Genomic DNA, 14723 nt, shown 5'->3' with positions numbered 1-14723 from the left:
ATATGGGCTTCCTCTCGACGGCAAGGCCCTGACCGATTGCGGACCTGGGGCAAAGCATCTACAGTCGTATATCTATCACATCCGGATGATTACATAGACTCCAGGTGGCACCCATTTTTCATAATGATCGATCAGACCTGTCGAAAGTAGAAGCAGGAAAAAGCGTGACGTAAGCGGTCAGTATCTAGTTAACCTGCATTAAGCTGCGAACTTTGAGGAGCAAACATGAATTACTGGCGAATGCAGCTTCATCCGTCGGACCAGATGCAAGCGGTGGCGCACACGATGAAGTCACTTGGTCTAGGCTATATCGGTCTTGACTTTGCGAATCCACCTGGCGATCTCACTGACGTTCCCCGCGAAGACATAGATAAGTCCCAGCGCGACTACTGGGACTTCGCCCACAAAATGCAAGTTGGCGACAAAATCTTGATCATCGCGCATCACTATCCATGCGCCTTGGTCGATGTGATCGGTGAATACAACTACATCCGCCGCCCGCAAGAAGAGCTGAAGGTCTGGTTCCGTCATCTCCGTCGCGTCAAGGTGCTCGGTTACTACGCGGACTTCCGCACGAATCCAAGCGCATGGGAGAAAACCACTATGACCGACACCATTTCTGTTCTTAAGGCAACTGACGGCGTGTCGTATCAACTCATTGAGCGGTGGCTAGCTAGCATAAAGCCCAAGGGGAACAGCGGCGCGTAGGTCACCCAGGGTGGGGGCTCGCCCTGCCCTTGGGCGCGGACGGCGAAGTTGGCGATGACCGTCGCCGTGAAGGCCATGGACACCCAGCGGTGGGCCCGCCGAAACCAGGCGCTGCCGCTCATGTCGCGCTCCCTGCGGCGGCCTGGATCATCTTCCAGCCGTTGCCCGCCGGGTCGCGGAAACCGGCGTCCACGTTGCCAAAGCGTTCCACCGGCTCCTGCGTGAACTCCACGCCCCGGGCGCGCCATTGCGCGTAGGTGGCCCGGCAGTCGGCCACGGTCAAGACCAGCGGCGGCATGGCGCCTTTGGCCACCATGGCGCGCAGGGTCTGCGCGGTCGCCTCGTCGTGCATGGGCGACCCGGGCGCGAACAGGCCGAGCTGAAAAGATGGCTGCTCCGGGTGTTGCACCGTCAGCCATCTATAGGCGCCATTGCGCACGTCGGTGTGCACGCGGAAACCGAGCTTGTCGACGTAGAACGCCAGCGCCTCGTCCTGGTCGTTCACGTACACGCCCACCACATTGACACTGATACCTTGGCTCATCACATCTCCTTGGTTGAATCCTTGAGGGATGGCCGGTTTGTACCCTTCGCCACGCGGCGGCGCTTCTCCGAAACTGCTGTGGTGAGGTCTGGCCGCTGCGCGGCCTTCAAAACGCAGGCGGGCACGCGGTCGAGGGGCCCCGTGGTGGCTCTGGCGTGGCGGCGCAGGGCACTCGGGCTTTGGCCGGTGACGTCGCGGAAGGTTCGCCCGAAGGTGCCCAGGCTCTCCCAGCCGGTGGCGAAGGCGATTTCCGTGATGGGCAGCTCGGTGTCGCGCAGCAGCGTGCTGGCCTGCTCGATGCGCCGCGTCAACAGGTAGCGGTGTGGCGGGATGCCGAAGGCCTGCCGGAACGAGCGCGCGAAATGGGCTTCGGAAACCCCGCTGACCTCGGCCAGCCGCTGCACGGGCCAGGCTTCATGCGACGCGGCGTCCATGCGGTCTTTCGCGCGCAGCAGGCGCCGCAGCAGGGCTGGGTCTTGAAGCCCGCTGGCGTCTAGCGGCGCAGCGGGCGATGCGTCGGGGGCCTCGCCCAGCGGTTGGCCCGATCGGGCCTCTTCTGGCCGGCGCCTGTCCACCATCTGGAACGCTCTACCGCACCGCCCCGAACCGCTGCTCCATCTCGCGGCGCATGGCCTTGCGCACCTCGGCCGCGGCGTGGCGGCGGCGTTCGTCGGGGGAGAAGGGGCGCAGCGGGGCCACGGGGACGGGTTTGCCGGTGTCGTCCACCGCCACCATGGTGAAGAAGCAACTGTTGACGTGGCGCTTGGCCTGGGTGCGGATGTTTTCCGCGATCACCTTGATGCCCACTTCCATGGACGAGCTGCCGGTGTGGTTGACCGAGGCGAGGAAGGTGACGAGTTCGCCCACGTGGATGGGTTGGCGGAACATGACCTGGTCGACGCTGAGGGTGACGACGTAGCTGCCGGCGTAGCGGCTGGCGCAGGCGTAGGCCACCTGGTCGAGCAGTTTGAGGATGGTGCCGCCGTGCACGTTGCCGGAGAAGTTGGCGGTGTCGGGGGTCATCAGCACCGTCATGCTGAGCTGGTGGGCGGGCAGTTCCATGGGGTCTTCGCGGGGGTGTGGGGGTTGAACGGGCGCCCGGCCCTGCGCGGGCGAGCAGCCGCGATGGTGCCACGCGGCGCAAGGGCCCGCCAGCCGGCGGGGCTTGGCGGGCCGTGGCGGGCCCGGTGCCGGGGCGCCATGTTCAAGCGGCTTGCCAGCCTTGCCAGAGCGTCCACACCCCGCCGAGCACGAGCAGCCAGCCCAGGCCTTGCCCGGCCCGCACCTGGGCGCGCCCGCTGCCGCGCAGCCAGGTTTTGACGCGCACGCCGCCCAGCGCCACGGCGCCGTACACCGCGAACTGCGTGGCCGCGATGATGGCGCCCATGGCCACGGCCTGCGCCGCCAGCGGGCCGTATTCGGGCCGCACGAACTGCGGGAACACGGCGACCATGAAGAGGTAGGCCTTGGGGTTGAGCAGGCAGCTGAGCAGGCCGCGGCGGAAGGTGGTGGGCCAGGGCCGCGAGGGCGCGGCGCTCACCTCGCCCAGCGCGGCCGCGCCGCGCACGAGCTGCCAGCCGATCCACGCGAGGTAGAGCGCGCCGGCGCTGAGCAGGGCGTTGAACAGCTGAGGCAGCGCCTGCAGGGCGAGGCCGACGCCGAGGCCGGCCATGACGGTGTGCACGACGCCGCCGGTCACCACGCCCGCGAGCGCGGCCAGGCCGCCCTTGAGGCCATCGACCAGCGTGCTGCCGAGCACGAAGGCCATGTCCAGGCCCGGCAGCACGATGATGCCGAAGACCAGCAGAAAGAAGAGCCAGAGGTGGGCCGTGTGGGCCAGGTTGAACCATTCCATGGGGGTGCGGGGGTTTGGTGGAGGGGTTTGCATGGTGCCTGCCGTAACATGCCACCTGATGTCATGTTTGAATCCCACCGCACGAAAAATCTGAAATGAAAGCCAGCCGCTTGTTGTCGATCCTGATGCTGCTGCAGGCGCACGGCCGGCTCACCGCGCCGGCGCTGGCGCGTTCGCTGGAGGTGTCGGTGCGCACCATCCTGCGCGACGTGGACCAGCTCTCGGCGGCGGGCGTGCCGCTGTGGGGCGAGCGGGGGCGCCAGGGCGGGTTTCAGCTGCGCGAGGGCTGGAGCACGCAGCTCACGGGGCTGACGGAGCCGGAGTCGCAAGCGCTGCTGCTGGCCGGGCTGCCGGGCGCGGCGACCGACCTGGGCCTGGGCGCGGCGGCGGCTTCGGCGCGGCTGAAGATGGTGGCGAGCCTGCCGGCCGAGTGGCGCGAGCAGGCCGACCGCGTGGGCGCGCGCCTGCACATCGACCCGGTGGACTGGTACCGCGCGCAGGAGACGCCGGCGCATCTGCGCGAGGTGGCCGAGGCGGTGTGGCACACGCGGCGCATCGCGCTGCGCTACGAGAGCTGGCGCGGCCAGGCCGAGCGCGAACTGGAGCCGCTGGGCCTGGTGCTGAAGGCGGGCACCTGGTACATGGCGGCGCGGGCGTCCGGGCAGGACGCCGTGCGCACCTACCGGCTCGGCGCCGTGAAGACCCTGCGCACGCTGCCCACGAAATTCCGCCGGCCCAAGGCGTTTGACCTCGCGGCCTACTGGCAGGCCTCGGCCGCCCGCTTCGAGGCCGAATTGCGCACGCTGCAGGCGCGGGTGGCCGTTTCGCCGCGCGCCCTGGGCTGGCTGCACAACGAGCGCACTCCCTTCGCTGCGGACGCGGCGCCGGGCGGCGACCCGGCCCGCGCGGGCTGGACCACGGTGCTCATGCCCGTCGAGTCCATCGAGCACGGCGCGCGCCGGCTGCTGTCTTACGGGGCCGAGGTGGAAGTGATCGGGCCGCCCGCGCTGCGGCAGCGGCTGCTGGACGAGCTGGCGGCGACGCGGGCGCTGTACCCAGCGGCGGGTTGATCGGGCGCTTCAGCCGGCCGGCTGCGCCATGAAGAAGCGCAGCATCTCGGCCGAGGCGTCGGGGCCGTTGCTGTCGGTGTAGCTGCCGGCCGCGTCGCCGCCGGACCAGGCGTGGCCGGCGCCGTGCAGCGTCCAGACTTCCACGCGGGGCTGGCCGCTGGCGTCGCTGTGCACGGTGCGGGTGTAGCCGCGGCCGCCGGGCGCAACGCCTTGCTCGGTGCGGCTGCGCAAGCCGGCTGGGCCCGCCGCGGCGGGCTGGGCGGCGTGGGCACCCAGGGCCTGCTGCTCGATGTGTTCGGCGTTGCTGGGCTTGACGGTGCGATCGTGGTCGCCGTGAAACACGATGGTGGGCACGGCCTGCGTGGTCTGGCGGCGCGGGTCGTCCGCGGTGCCGGGGAAATGCGGCATGCCCATCACGGCGTGGCCTTTCATGGCGGACAGGGCCGACGAGATGTCGTGCGCGGCGGCGTAGGGCAGGCCCGAGTGGGCGCCCACGGCGGCGAACAGCTCGGGGTAGGTCTCCCCCAGGATCACGGCCATGGCCGCGCCGGCCGAGAGCCCGGCCACGAAAACGCGTTTCGCGTCCACCGGGTATTCGGCCACCATGGCCTGCACCATGTCGGCGATCAGCTCGGCCTCGCCGCCCTCGCGCGCCTGGCTTTCGGCGCGAAACCAGTTCCAGCAGCGCGAGGCGTTGGCGGCCACGGCCTGCTCGGGGTAGAGCACCAGGAAGCCGTGTTGGTCGGCCAGGCGGTTCATCTGCGTGCCGGCGGCGAAGTCGTCGGCCGACTGGGTGCAGCCGTGCAGCATGACCACCAGCGGCATGGCTTTGGCCTTGGCCTTCGCGGCCTGCGGGGGCAGGTAGAGCTTGTAGGCGCGGGAGCCCACGGCGGCGCTGAAGCTGCCGGCGAGGAACTGGCCCTCGGCGGGTTGGGCGGCTTCGGCCGTGTCTTCTGCCTCGGCGGGTGGGGCGGGCTCGGTGGCGGGCCGCTTGGCCGCCGGGGCTTCGGCATCGGGCGGCGTGGCCACTTCGCGCGCCACCACGTCGATGGTGTCGCCCTTGCCGGTCGCGCGCGGCGCGGGCGCGGCGTTGGGCGGTGGCGTCACCCCGCCACCCAGCCCCGCCGACGACAGGGCCCGGCGGATCGTCTCGGTCACGCCGCGCATGGGGCCGCTGCGGGTGTTCAACCCGGCGGCCTTGAGCGCGCGTTCGATGGTGTCTTGGATGTTCATGGCAATGGCACTCGGGACGGAGGTGGGGTGGGCGGGCGGTGGGTTGCGGGGTTTCAAATTCAAATCGGGGGTTTGCTTTCGGCGTGCGCGGGCGCGTGGGAGCGTCTGCGGATGGGTTGAATCGGTTGATGAAAAGGAGGCGTCAGAGCATGCGGCCGGCCAGCGCCAGCCGCACGGCAGCGCTGGCATGGAAAGCGCCCAGCACCGACACCGACGCGATGGCCGCGAGGGCCAGTTCGGGCGACACGTCGTCGGCGATGCGCGCCAACCCGACCACCTGGATGTTCAGCTGCTGCCCGGCGGCCACGGCGCGTTCCAGATCGGTGCGACTCAGGTGCTGCAGGCCCAGCATGAGCATGCGGCGTGCCACCGTCTGGCGCAGCGTGTCCGCGTGGGAGGCGAGCAGGTTGCGCACGGCGGTGCGGATCAGGTCGGAGCGGTTGGAATAAAAACCCTCCTGCACCAGCAAGTCCACCTGCCCCAGGTCCACCACACCGAGGTTGATGGTCATCTTCTCGGTTTCGCCGACCCGGGCTCTGGGGTCGGTCAGTTTGTTCTCGGCCATCTTGGCACCATCCTTATGGAATCCATATGGATGGCATTTGAGCACGTTTGGTAGGAGGGCGGGTTTTCAGCTCGGCGGCCTGGGGGCTTTGCGGTGAGTTGTCATGCCCGGAGATCACACACACGGGCCTGCTCGATGCCTGCCCACACAGTCACCGTGCCAATGACGGGCAGCAGCCAGACCGCGACTATTCAAATAGGTTCAAAGCACTGTCATTCCAGTCATGGCCTGCCCAATCGCCATCCTCTTGCACGGGCGGGAACCCCGTTCGGCAGTACCCACGTTTGCAGCTGAAGTCAAAAACAGCATGTGGATTTCCATTGATCAACAACACCACCTTTTGACCGTCCATCGACCAGCCAATCTGGATCAGAGACGGTTTGTCTTTGTCAACGACCTCCGCAACGTCATAGATATGAACCGCATCAAGGATGGGCTGCTCCTCAACGGCGTTGTCCAAGGCGTAAAAGTACCCGGTATCACCGTCATCTTCAAACACTGCCGCATAGCTGCCTTCTGGCGCACATCCTTGCACCACATGCAGGCAGCCCACCGTGATTTCCTCTTTTGCCGTGATTCGTATTGGCATCCGTCTTCTCCCAAAAAAGTGTTCCATCGAGGCCGCGCAACAAGTTCAGTCGCTCGCGTCCATCGGCCCCCGGTTGAAATGGGAACCAGTGCCCCCGCCGGTGTCATCACCAGGATTGGGAAGCTCTCGGTACCGTAGGGGCACGGACTCATCTCCCCGGTGAACGCCCCACACGATCACCGAGCCGACAACGGGCAACAGCCAGACCAACAGCAATTGCAGCGCCTTCTGCCCAGGCTCGGACAGACCGTCCCGAACCACCAGACGCGTGGCCCACACATTGAGCGCCGGCGGTACGGCCAGCGCCAACAACAAGATGAACAGGTCCATGTGCTCCTCCTCTGGCAATGGAATCCGATTTTGAACCACCTCGGAGGCGCTCAGTCCACCAGCTACAACTGGACAACCGCCAACGGATGGCGGTCGACTTCATCGAAACTCCGGGTCTCGCCAATGATGCTGCCGGCGCGCCCCAGGGCACACTTGCGCTGCAGGCACAGACCCAAGGAACCCCATTGATCGACCCCACCGACTGGTTTGACACCCCCAAGAGCATCGTCCTCGGCGTGATGCGCACACTCTGGTGGCTGGCCTGGGATTTCTGTATCCAGACCGTCGGCTGGTCGGTCGGGTGGTGTGTGCTGCGGGTGCTGACGCTGGGCCACTACCCGGGAGAGCGGCTGGGTGGGGTCGATGAAGCCGGGGCCGGCACGGCGATCTTGGTTGAGGTGGTCGGACTAGTGGTGTTGGCGGCAGGGATCCGGGTGTTGGCGGGGGCTTTGCCTTGAGAGGTGCATGCGGCAAAGCGCAATGACCTTTCTGCACCGAGGTGCATGAGACAATTTACGCTGCGGGACCGTCAAAATTTGCTCGACCCCGATCCATCATCTTTCCCCGTGAACCATCCAGCACTTTTCACCTTCGGCTATGAAGGGCTGTCCATAGACGACTTCATCGCGCGCTTGAAAGACGCGAAGGTGGAAATGGTCGTGGACGTGCGTGAACTTCCGCTGTCGAGGAAGAAAGGGTTCTCCAAGACGGCATTCCGCGAGGCCTTGTGCGCTGCGGGGATCGGCTATCAGCACGTCCCGGCATTGGGGTGCCCCAAGAGCATTCGGGATCAATACCGGCTCAACGGCGACTGGCGCACCTATACACAGGGGTTCCTGGCCCACTTGGACACCAAGAAAACGGAGATACGTGCTTTGGCCGTTGCTGCCCGCGCGTCACAAGCATGTCTGGTCTGCTACGAGGCAGATCACAACTTCTGTCATCGCACCTACGTCGCTCGAGCGGCCCGGGTCGCTGGTGCACCGGCTGTGCATCACCTGTCCGCTAAAACAGTCCTTTCTGACCAGCCAGATCGGCTTGCGGCTTAGGTGGGTACAGCACACTGACGATCAGCCATTGCTCCGGAAACCGGTGGATGGTTCCCATGAGAAACAAGACGTCCTTCTCGGCGAACTCTGAGAGAAACTTGTTGCGAAATGCCGCTTCCCAGTCGGACTTGCGGTGCACATTCCAATACAGCGCCCCGGCCTCCCAGTCCACCAGCTTGTGCTTATATGTATGGGCAACATCGCCCACATCACATTCATAGTGGTAGTGGAAGTCGTAGGGGAGCTTTTTCAGAAGCTTCAGCGAACGCTGTTCCTCAGCCTCGTCAAACAAGGACCCCTGCATTTGGTCCTGCATGAGCTTGGCCACCTCGTCGTCTGTCCAATCCGGATTCCCCGCTTTCGCGATGGCAAGACCCGTAAGGCGACTCGGTCGCAGGAGCGCAAGTGAGATGCCCCGCTCGGCCTGTGCGACCTGCAAGGCACCGAAATCGTCGAACACTTCAAGATCAGCCAGAACGCGACGCCGCTCAAGCCAGTCGTGATCGGTTGACAACGGGGCGCCTTGAAGTTCAATCGTGTCCACCGAAATTCGATGGCTCTCGGGACGACGGTCATCACGTGACCGCACCACACGGGCTTCAATCCACTGCCACTTCTTGAACTTCTGAGGATCTTCAACCAGTCTGAACGGGACGGGAAAGAGACGAACCAGTTGCCCGTTTTCGTCCACCCCAGCAACGCACGAGGTTTCCACGTACCTCGCGCTGGGCGAGGGGTATGTCTTGCAAAGAATCAGGACGCGCTTGCGGTCATTCGCCACGATTTCTCCTCCCTAAATGCGCTCTTTTGGGCAACTTGTCGTTGTGAAGGCAAGCCCCCCGCCAAATGCAACCTGCGGAAAAAGCCTGCCACCCGCGCAGCTTACAGCGCAACGAGGGCTGTTCAAAGCGAAACCCCCGACCTATCATCCGCCTGCTTCGGCACACTTCTTTCAACAAACAGGAGCGAACATGGCAGGCAGCTACGAACTGGGTTCGAACGGCAAAGGGCAGTTTTCCTTTGTCCTGAAAGCGGGCAACGGCGAGGTGATTCTGCGCAGCGAGCAGTACGACACCAAGGCATCGGCGGAGAACGGCATCAAGTCCGTCCAGACCAACTGCGGCACCGACGCGCGCTACGAGCGCAAGGACGCCTCCGACGGGCGCTGCTACTTCAACCTCAAGGCCGCCAACCACCAGGTGATCGGCACGAGCCAGATGTACAAGGCGGCGGCGGGCCGCGACGCGGGCATCGACTCGGTGAAGACCAACGGCACGACGACGACGGTCAAGGTGGTTTAAGGTCGTCACAAAATTCCAAGCACTCTTCTGAGATACATCAACTCGGACCGTGGTCATCAACAATAAACATGACTGACTTCACCAACGGTGAATTCGCTGAGAACATAGTCCGAGTTGAGAATCTTTTGCAGTCTTCAATCGAGTTGAAGAGATTAGCGCCCAACAACCCATCTCTTTCGTCCGATGCTCTACGCGCCGCAGTTGTATTCCTTCACAGCTCTCTAGAGGAGGTTGTTCGCCATCTTTTCCTTGAAAAGCTGCCGAACGCGTCTAAAGAAAGCTTAGATAAAATTCCATTTCCATCCCATGAAGCAACGCATCGACCAAAACCAATACAACTGGGCGATCTAATCCCATATCGCGGTCAGTTTGTAGAAAATATAATTGCAGAGTCAGTCGAGAGCTACGTAAACAATCTCAACATCAACAATTCAACTCAATTGGTCGAGTGCCTCAAAGTTGTCAATATCGATCCTGCTCCCTTCAGGAGTCACCTCACCAGATTGGACGAGCTGATGAGACGGCGCCATCAGGTAGTGCACCAGATGGATCGCGCCTCCAAACTTGATCCCTTGTCCGAGCCTATCAACAAGATATCGTATCGAACGGTTGAAGCGTGGACGCTGGCCGTAAAACAGTTTGCGGACAAATTATTCAGCTTAGTCCCCAACGAGCTGAATGGGACAAGAAGGCCTCACAAACGTCCGGCGATTGACTCCAACAAGAGCGCACTGAGAAGTGCGGACGAGAGACGTACAGCGCGCGACAGATCACTTCTGGGAAATCCGCTCACTATCAACAAAGCAAGCCAATTGAAAAATGCGAATGGTTGGTTTGAGCTTTCGTCGAATGACAAGAGGCTGTTTTTTTCATTTTGAAGGCGGGTAATGGCGAAGTGCTTCTCCGAAGCGAGCTCTACGCAACTCAGCCATCGGCAGAAAACGGCATCAAATCCGTGCAAATTAATAGTCAGCAAGTCGCGCGCTACGAGCGCAAGGACGCGTCCGACGGGCGCTGCTACTTCAACCTCAAGGCCGCCAATCACCAGGTGATCGGCACCAGCCAGATGTACAAGGCGGCGGCGGGCCGCGACGCCGGCATCGAGTCGGTGAAGTCCAACGGCACGACGGCGACGGTCAAGGTGGTCTGAGCGGCTGGAGGTTTCAGCGTTTCATCAAAAAAGCGACCCGCGGGTCGCTTTTTTGCGGCCGTTCACATCACGCGGTAGACCCGGCCGGTCTGCCCGAAACGCTCAGACACCACTTCGCGCAGAGCATCCGAGGCGGCGACGGCGGCGCGAAGTGCGGTAGAGGTGGCTGCGTCTCAAGATGCTTCCAATGGTGATAGCCCTTGCCATGGCTGCTCGGTGGCCGCAGACTTGAACCGATCAATCACCCACGCGCTGCGGCTGGATCTGCGGCGCTGGATCCTTCCTTGGCAGCAAGATGCCCGCAGTCGTCTGCTGCCAGCTGCGGCACCAGCACAGAACCCATGTTCCTGAGTCTGCAACCATCCGCACCTCTGAACGCTTTCGTCGAAAGCCTTTGGTACAGCGAGCGTGGCGCGCTACCGCACACGCGCGAACGCAGCCTGCCGACCGGCTGTGCACACATCGTCGTGCCGCTGCTGCAGGATCATCTGATTCGCTACGAAGGCGCCAATGACACAGGTGCACGCCGGCTGCGCGGCCCCATCGTGCAGGGCCCCTCTGACCGCTTTGGCGTGCGTGGCACCGAAGGCCCGTCGGCCGTGATCGGTGTGCAGTTCAAGCCCGGCGGCGCGGCCGCGTTCTTCGGGGGTGCGCTGCCCCATCTGCGCAACCGCACCGAACTGCTGGAAGACCTCTGGGGCCCGGCCGTCCAGGCGTTGCATGAGCAGCTCAAATCGGCAGGGTCACCACAGCGTGCGCTGATGTGCCTGAGAGACCATCTCTTGCGCAGGCTTCGACAGGCGCCGCCGCCCGATCCGTTGGCCACTTGCGCCATCGAGGTTTTCGGTCAGGACCCGGCTCGTGCGCGGGTGCTGCCGGTGCAACACGCAGCCGGCTGCGCGCCAGCGCAGTTCATCCGCCGCTTCGAGGCGGCCGTCGGGCTCACGCCCAAGCGCTACGCGCGCGTGCTGCGTTTCGGCGTCTTGTTGCCGGCGCTGGTGCGGTGCGGGCCGCGTGACTGGGCGGATATTGCGGTGGGCGCCGGGTACTTTGACCAGTCCCACCTGATCCGCGAGTTCCGCCAGATGGCCGGAATGCCGCCCGGCCAATACGTGCCGGTGCACGCCGATAGGCCGACGCACGTGGCGCTGCAAGCGCGTTGAAGCAGGGCCGAAAAAATGTCCAATACGTGATCAGCCTCAGTCCCTAGACTGCGATCCTCGCGGCACGTTGCCGCTCAAAGGAGAGGTGCCATGAACCAGATCCACGAGGTTTTCCCCTACCTGATGGTGCGTGACAGCGTGGCCGCCATCAGCTTCTACCAGCAGGCCTTTGGTGCGGTCGAACTCTTCAGGCTCGTCGAGCCGTCGGGCCGCATCGGGCACGCCGAACTGCAGATCGGCCCTGCGGTGCTGATGGTGTGCGACGAGTTTCCCGAATACGGCATGGTGGGGCCGCAAGGCGATCAATTCACCGGATGCACCATCCACCTGCATGTGGACAACGCCGACGAAATGGGCGAGCGCGCGGTCGCCGCTGGTGCGACGATGCTGATGCCGCCCACCGACCAGTTCTACGGTGAACGCTCGTGCCGTTTGCGCGATCCGTTTGGGCACGCCTGGCTGATCGGGCACTCGATAGAGAAGCTGGAACCCGAGGAGATGCAGCGTCGCTACACCGCGATGATGGCTGGCGATGCCACCTGAAGGCGCAGAGACGCAAGCGACTCACATCACGCGGTAGACCCGGCCGGTCTGCGCGCCTTCGACGCTGCGCTGGTAGGCCAGGCCCACGCGCTGCGCCGGCACGGTTTCGAAGCCGGGGAAGAACGGGCCGTAGGTGGGCAGCGATTCGGTCAGCAGCGTCGGGCTGACGGCGTTGATGCGGATGCCGCGCGGCAGCTCGATCGCCGCGGCGGCCACAAAACCCTCGATCGCCGCGTTCACCGCCGTGGCATTGGCGCCGTTGCGGATCGGCTCGATGGCCAGCACGCCGCTGGTCAGCGTGATGGAGCCGCCATCGTTCAGGTAGCGGTGGCCGGCCAGCGCCAGCTGCACCTGGCCGAGCAGTTTGTCCTGCAGGCCGAGGTTGAACTGCTCGGCCGTCATCTCGGTCAGCGGGCCGAAGTGCAGGTTGCCGGCGGTGCTGATGATGGCGTCGACGCGGCCCACCGCTTCCAGCAAGGCCACCAGGCTGTCCGGTTGCGACAGATCGGCACGGTGCTGGCCGCTGTTGCGCCCGGCGCTGACGATCTCGTGGCGCGAGCCCAGCGCCTGCACGGCGGCCTGTCCGATGGTGCCATTGGCACCGATGAGAAGAATCTTCATGGCGGTTTCCTGTTCTGTGGAAGTTGAGAAGCCGCCATTGTTTGCCCAATGTTTCATGGCATAAAGTAGCAAACTCTTCTCACACTACAAACCACTGGTTAGGAATACGCATGGACAAGCTGCGCTGTATGGAGGTGATGGTGGCCGTGGTCGACGCGGGCAGTTTCGCGGCGGCGGCAAGCCGGTTGCAGATCTCGGCGGTGATGGTGGGCAAGCACATCCAGCAGCTCGAAGCCCACCTGGGCGCACGCTTGCTCCAGCGCAGCACACGCCGCCACAGCCTCACCGAAGTGGGCGCGGCGTTCTACGAAGACAGCAAGCGCGTGCTGGAGCAGGTGCGCTGGGCCGAGTCGTCGGTGGAGCGCAGCCGCGCGGCGCCCCAGGGGCTGTTGCGTGTGAGCGCACCGGTCACGCTGGGCAGCCACACGATCGCGCCGCTGGTGGCGCAGTTTCTGCTGCGGTATCCGAAGGTGCGGGTGGACCTGCAGCTCACCGACAGCGTGGCCGATCTGGCCGGCGAGGGCATTGACGCGGCCGTGCGCATCGGCCGCATTGCCGACGAGAGCCTGGTGGCCCGGCCGCTGCGGCCCTACCGCATGGTGATCGCCGCCGCGCCGGCCTACCTGCAGCGCCATGGCAGCCCCCAGAGCGCCGCCGATCTGGCGCGGCATGTCTGCCTGAGCCACTCGGTCTGGCAGCGCCGCACCGAGTGGACGCTGCACGAAGGCTCACAGTCGTTCCAATGGCCCGAGCAGGCCCGCCTGACCTGCAACCACGGAGACGGCCTGCGCCGCGCCGCCCTGGCCGGGCTCGGCCTGGTGATGCAGCCCGAGGTGCTGCTGGCCGACGACCTGGCCAACGGCCAGTTGGTGGCGGTGTTGCAGGCCTGCTCGCCACCGGCCCGGCCGGTGCACCTGGTCTATGCGTCTGACCGCCGCCAGTTGCCCAAGCTGAGCCGCTTCGTCACCCACGTGTTGCGCTCGATCGGGCTGCCGCCGCATTGACGCCCGCGCGATCAGGTGGCGGTGGCCTTCAGGGCACCACCACCTTGAGCAGCTTCTGCACCAGCGGATGCTGCACCTTGCGCGCGGTGCCGATGGCGTAGAAGTGTTCCTGCACGCCTTCGCAGGGCGCGAACCACTTCAGGCCATGGCCCTGCGAGAGCTGCTCGCGCATGCGTTCGGGCGCGGGGAACACGCCCATGCCCGAGGCGCCGAAGGTGGCCAGCAGGGCGCTGTCTTCGAACTCGCCCACCACGCGGGGCACCACGCCCTGCTGCTCGAACCAGTGGTCGATGCGCAGGCGCACCGAGGCGTGCGAGCTGGGCAGCAGCACCGGCACCTCGGCCAGGCTGTGCGGGAAGTTCTGGCGGGCCTGGGCCAGCCAGGCCTTGGGCGCGTACCAGCCCAGGGGCGATGACCCCATGGCGTGGCTGTAGAGCTTGAGGTTGGGATTGGCGGGCGCGGGCCGGTCGGACAGGACCACGTCGAGCCGGTGCAGGGCGAGGTCGGCCAGCAGGTCGTCGAAGTCGTCTTCGTGGCACACCAGGCGCAGGCGCGGCTCTTCGAGCGCGGGGGCGAGCAGTTCGCGCACGGCGAGCTTGGCCAGGCCGTCGGAGATGCCGACCACGAGGCGCACGCTGCCCTGGCTGGTGGCGTCGCGCACGGCGCTGGGCAACTGCTCACCGAGCAGGAAGATCTGTTCGGCCACCTGCAGGGCCGCCTGCCCGGCCTCGGTGAGGGCCAGGCCGCGCCCGGCGGGCTTGAACAGCGCATGGCCCAGCGACTGCTCCAGCAGGCGCACCTGGGCGCTGATGGTCTGCACCGCCATGCCCAGCCGGTCGGCGGCGTGGGACATGCCGCCCTCTTTGGCCGTGACCCAGAAGTAATACAGGTGCTTGTAGTTCAGGTCCTGGCTCATGGTTCTGTTTTCAGAGAGTGAATTTCCTGGATTGTCTGCTTTTTCAGAATCGAGTGCGGCCCTATCTTCCAGGCTCCCTGTT

The 14723-nt window shown here is 64.9% G+C and carries 19 protein-coding genes and 2 pseudogenes; 10 read left to right on the top strand and 11 right to left on the bottom strand.

The genetic code is table 11. From position 1 onward, the window contains the following. Window positions 1–225 precede the first annotated feature (225 nt). The gene (locus AC07YZ_RS21335; RefSeq protein ID WP_494796251.1) at window positions 226–708 is read left to right on the top strand and encodes a hypothetical protein; all 483 of its coding nucleotides are present in this window, start codon (window positions 226–228) and stop codon (window positions 706–708) included. A gap of 118 nt (window positions 709–826) precedes the next feature. Here AC07YZ_RS21335 and AC07YZ_RS21330 read toward each other — a convergent pair whose 3' ends face one another. The 4 genes from AC07YZ_RS21330 to AC07YZ_RS21315 form a co-directional block, all read right to left on the bottom strand. Beyond that, the gene (locus AC07YZ_RS21330; RefSeq protein WP_494796250.1) at window positions 827–1252 is read right to left on the bottom strand and encodes a VOC family protein; all 426 of its coding nucleotides are present in this window, start codon (window positions 1250–1252) and stop codon (window positions 827–829) included. Further along, complete coding sequence (locus AC07YZ_RS21325) at window positions 1252–1830, bottom strand: helix-turn-helix domain-containing protein (protein ID WP_494796249.1); 579 nt, start codon at window positions 1828–1830, stop codon at window positions 1252–1254. The genes AC07YZ_RS21330 and AC07YZ_RS21325 overlap by 1 nt, the downstream gene beginning before the upstream one ends. Window positions 1831–1840: 10 nt before the next feature. Beyond that, entirely contained in the window at window positions 1841–2314 is a 474-nt protein-coding gene (locus AC07YZ_RS21320; protein ID WP_068170750.1) for an acyl-CoA thioesterase, read from the bottom strand. 142 nt (window positions 2315–2456) lie between these two features. Beyond that, window positions 2457–3107 carry a LysE family translocator gene (locus AC07YZ_RS21315; RefSeq protein ID WP_494796248.1) on the bottom strand — a complete coding sequence of 217 codons (651 nt, stop codon included), beginning with the start codon at window positions 3105–3107 and terminating at the stop codon, window positions 2457–2459. Between the two features lie 95 nt (window positions 3108–3202). Here AC07YZ_RS21315 and AC07YZ_RS21310 point away from each other — a divergent pair, with 95 nt between their 5' ends. Beyond that, entirely contained in the window at window positions 3203–4177 is a 975-nt protein-coding gene (locus tag AC07YZ_RS21310; protein ID WP_494796247.1) for a helix-turn-helix transcriptional regulator, read from the top strand. A 9-nt stretch (window positions 4178–4186) separates the two neighbouring features. Here the strand turns inward: AC07YZ_RS21310 and AC07YZ_RS21305 are convergent, their stop codons facing one another. The 4 genes from AC07YZ_RS21305 to AC07YZ_RS21290 form a co-directional block, all read right to left on the bottom strand. Further along, complete coding sequence (locus tag AC07YZ_RS21305; protein ID WP_494796246.1) at window positions 4187–5410, bottom strand: extracellular catalytic domain type 1 short-chain-length polyhydroxyalkanoate depolymerase; 1224 nt, start codon at window positions 5408–5410, stop codon at window positions 4187–4189. Window positions 5411–5552: 142 nt separating this feature from the next. Then, window positions 5553–5975 carry a CopG family transcriptional regulator gene (locus AC07YZ_RS21300; RefSeq protein ID WP_494796245.1) on the bottom strand — a complete coding sequence of 141 codons (423 nt, stop codon included), beginning with the start codon at window positions 5973–5975 and terminating at the stop codon, window positions 5553–5555. Between the two features lie 187 nt (window positions 5976–6162). Further along, window positions 6163–6564, bottom strand: coding sequence for a DUF2251 domain-containing protein (locus AC07YZ_RS21295; protein WP_494796244.1), 402 nt, complete (start codon window positions 6562–6564; stop codon window positions 6163–6165). 45 nt (window positions 6565–6609) lie between these two features. Continuing rightward, on the bottom strand, window positions 6610–6894 hold the full coding sequence (locus AC07YZ_RS21290) for a hypothetical protein (protein ID WP_494796243.1): 285 nt from the start codon (window positions 6892–6894) through the stop codon (window positions 6610–6612). A gap of 86 nt (window positions 6895–6980) precedes the next feature. Here AC07YZ_RS21290 and AC07YZ_RS21285 point away from each other — a divergent pair, with 86 nt between their 5' ends. Together AC07YZ_RS21285 and AC07YZ_RS21280 are read left to right on the top strand one after the other, a co-directional pair. Beyond that, complete coding sequence (locus AC07YZ_RS21285; RefSeq protein ID WP_494796242.1) at window positions 6981–7352, top strand: hypothetical protein; 372 nt, start codon at window positions 6981–6983, stop codon at window positions 7350–7352. Window positions 7353–7397: 45 nt separating this feature from the next. Further along, window positions 7398–7943, top strand: coding sequence for a DUF488 domain-containing protein (locus AC07YZ_RS21280; RefSeq protein WP_494796241.1), 546 nt, complete (start codon window positions 7398–7400; stop codon window positions 7941–7943). Here AC07YZ_RS21280 and AC07YZ_RS21275 read toward each other — a convergent pair. Next, complete coding sequence (locus AC07YZ_RS21275; RefSeq protein WP_494796240.1) at window positions 7900–8724, bottom strand: DUF8758 domain-containing protein; 825 nt, start codon at window positions 8722–8724, stop codon at window positions 7900–7902. The genes AC07YZ_RS21280 and AC07YZ_RS21275 overlap by 44 nt on opposite strands. Before the next feature lie 190 nt (window positions 8725–8914). Between AC07YZ_RS21275 and AC07YZ_RS21270 the strand changes: the two genes are divergently transcribed. The 5 genes and pseudogenes from AC07YZ_RS21270 to AC07YZ_RS21250 all read left to right on the top strand — a co-directional run bounded on the left by AC07YZ_RS21270 (window position 8915) and on the right by AC07YZ_RS21250 (window position 12100). Continuing rightward, on the top strand, window positions 8915–9244 hold the full coding sequence (locus tag AC07YZ_RS21270) for a YegP family protein (RefSeq protein ID WP_494796239.1): 330 nt from the start codon (window positions 8915–8917) through the stop codon (window positions 9242–9244). Between the two features lie 68 nt (window positions 9245–9312). Continuing rightward, window positions 9313–9894: pseudogene (locus tag AC07YZ_RS21265) on the top strand (HEPN domain-containing protein); the annotation flags it as partial. A gap of 162 nt (window positions 9895–10056) precedes the next feature. After that, window positions 10057–10394: pseudogene (locus AC07YZ_RS21260) on the top strand (YegP family protein). A 341-nt stretch (window positions 10395–10735) separates the two neighbouring features. Further along, window positions 10736–11557 (top strand): AraC family transcriptional regulator, encoded by an 822-nt coding sequence (locus tag AC07YZ_RS21255; protein ID WP_494796238.1) that lies wholly within the window; start codon window positions 10736–10738, stop codon window positions 11555–11557. Window positions 11558–11647: 90 nt separating this feature from the next. Continuing rightward, complete coding sequence (locus tag AC07YZ_RS21250) at window positions 11648–12100, top strand: VOC family protein (RefSeq protein ID WP_494796237.1); 453 nt, start codon at window positions 11648–11650, stop codon at window positions 12098–12100. A 21-nt stretch (window positions 12101–12121) separates the two neighbouring features. Here AC07YZ_RS21250 and AC07YZ_RS21245 read toward each other — a convergent pair whose 3' ends face one another. Next, window positions 12122–12721 (bottom strand): short chain dehydrogenase, encoded by a 600-nt coding sequence (locus tag AC07YZ_RS21245; RefSeq protein ID WP_494796236.1) that lies wholly within the window; start codon window positions 12719–12721, stop codon window positions 12122–12124. A gap of 110 nt (window positions 12722–12831) precedes the next feature. Between AC07YZ_RS21245 and AC07YZ_RS21240 the strand changes: the two genes are divergently transcribed. After that, window positions 12832–13725 carry a LysR family transcriptional regulator gene (locus tag AC07YZ_RS21240; protein WP_494796235.1) on the top strand — a complete coding sequence of 298 codons (894 nt, stop codon included), beginning with the start codon at window positions 12832–12834 and terminating at the stop codon, window positions 13723–13725. A gap of 28 nt (window positions 13726–13753) precedes the next feature. On the opposite strand, the gene AC07YZ_RS21235 is transcribed toward AC07YZ_RS21240, so the two are convergent. Continuing rightward, window positions 13754–14641, bottom strand: coding sequence for a LysR substrate-binding domain-containing protein (locus AC07YZ_RS21235; RefSeq protein ID WP_226490875.1), 888 nt, complete (start codon window positions 14639–14641; stop codon window positions 13754–13756). Window positions 14642–14723: the final 82 nt, after the last annotated feature.

This window comes from Hydrogenophaga sp. GW101-3F08 (assembly GCF_059424585.1).
The sequence above is the reverse complement of the archived record's forward strand: the minus strand, read 5'-3'. Positions and strand labels throughout refer to the sequence as shown.

Bases quoted from the DNA above. Each gene is read 5' to 3' on its own strand.
- AC07YZ_RS21295 (WP_494796244.1), bottom strand. From the start codon at position 6,564: ATGCCAATACGAATCACGGCAAAAGAGGAAATCACGGTGGGCTGCCTG.
- AC07YZ_RS21320 (WP_068170750.1), bottom strand. From the start codon at position 2,314: ATGGAACTGCCCGCCCACCAGCTCAGCATGACGGTGCTGATGACCCCC.
- AC07YZ_RS21335 (WP_494796251.1), top strand. From the start codon at position 226: ATGAATTACTGGCGAATGCAGCTTCATCCGTCGGACCAGATGCAAGCG.
- AC07YZ_RS21315 (WP_494796248.1), bottom strand. From the start codon at position 3,107: ATGGAATGGTTCAACCTGGCCCACACGGCCCACCTCTGGCTCTTCTTT.
- AC07YZ_RS21310 (WP_494796247.1), top strand. From the start codon at position 3,203: ATGAAAGCCAGCCGCTTGTTGTCGATCCTGATGCTGCTGCAGGCGCAC.
- AC07YZ_RS21285 (WP_494796242.1), top strand. From the start codon at position 6,981: ATGGCGGTCGACTTCATCGAAACTCCGGGTCTCGCCAATGATGCTGCC.
- AC07YZ_RS21245 (WP_494796236.1), bottom strand. From the start codon at position 12,721: ATGAAGATTCTTCTCATCGGTGCCAATGGCACCATCGGACAGGCCGCC.
- AC07YZ_RS21250 (WP_494796237.1), top strand. From the start codon at position 11,648: ATGAACCAGATCCACGAGGTTTTCCCCTACCTGATGGTGCGTGACAGC.
- AC07YZ_RS21280 (WP_494796241.1), top strand. From the start codon at position 7,398: ATGAGACAATTTACGCTGCGGGACCGTCAAAATTTGCTCGACCCCGAT.
- AC07YZ_RS21235 (WP_226490875.1), bottom strand. From the start codon at position 14,641: ATGAGCCAGGACCTGAACTACAAGCACCTGTATTACTTCTGGGTCACG.
- AC07YZ_RS21330 (WP_494796250.1), bottom strand. From the start codon at position 1,252: ATGAGCCAAGGTATCAGTGTCAATGTGGTGGGCGTGTACGTGAACGAC.
- AC07YZ_RS21305 (WP_494796246.1), bottom strand. From the start codon at position 5,410: ATGAACATCCAAGACACCATCGAACGCGCGCTCAAGGCCGCCGGGTTG.
- AC07YZ_RS21255 (WP_494796238.1), top strand. From the start codon at position 10,736: ATGTTCCTGAGTCTGCAACCATCCGCACCTCTGAACGCTTTCGTCGAA.
- AC07YZ_RS21270 (WP_494796239.1), top strand. From the start codon at position 8,915: ATGGCAGGCAGCTACGAACTGGGTTCGAACGGCAAAGGGCAGTTTTCC.
- AC07YZ_RS21240 (WP_494796235.1), top strand. From the start codon at position 12,832: ATGGACAAGCTGCGCTGTATGGAGGTGATGGTGGCCGTGGTCGACGCG.
- AC07YZ_RS21300 (WP_494796245.1), bottom strand. From the start codon at position 5,975: ATGGCCGAGAACAAACTGACCGACCCCAGAGCCCGGGTCGGCGAAACC.
- AC07YZ_RS21290 (WP_494796243.1), bottom strand. From the start codon at position 6,894: ATGGACCTGTTCATCTTGTTGTTGGCGCTGGCCGTACCGCCGGCGCTC.
- AC07YZ_RS21325 (WP_494796249.1), bottom strand. From the start codon at position 1,830: ATGGTGGACAGGCGCCGGCCAGAAGAGGCCCGATCGGGCCAACCGCTG.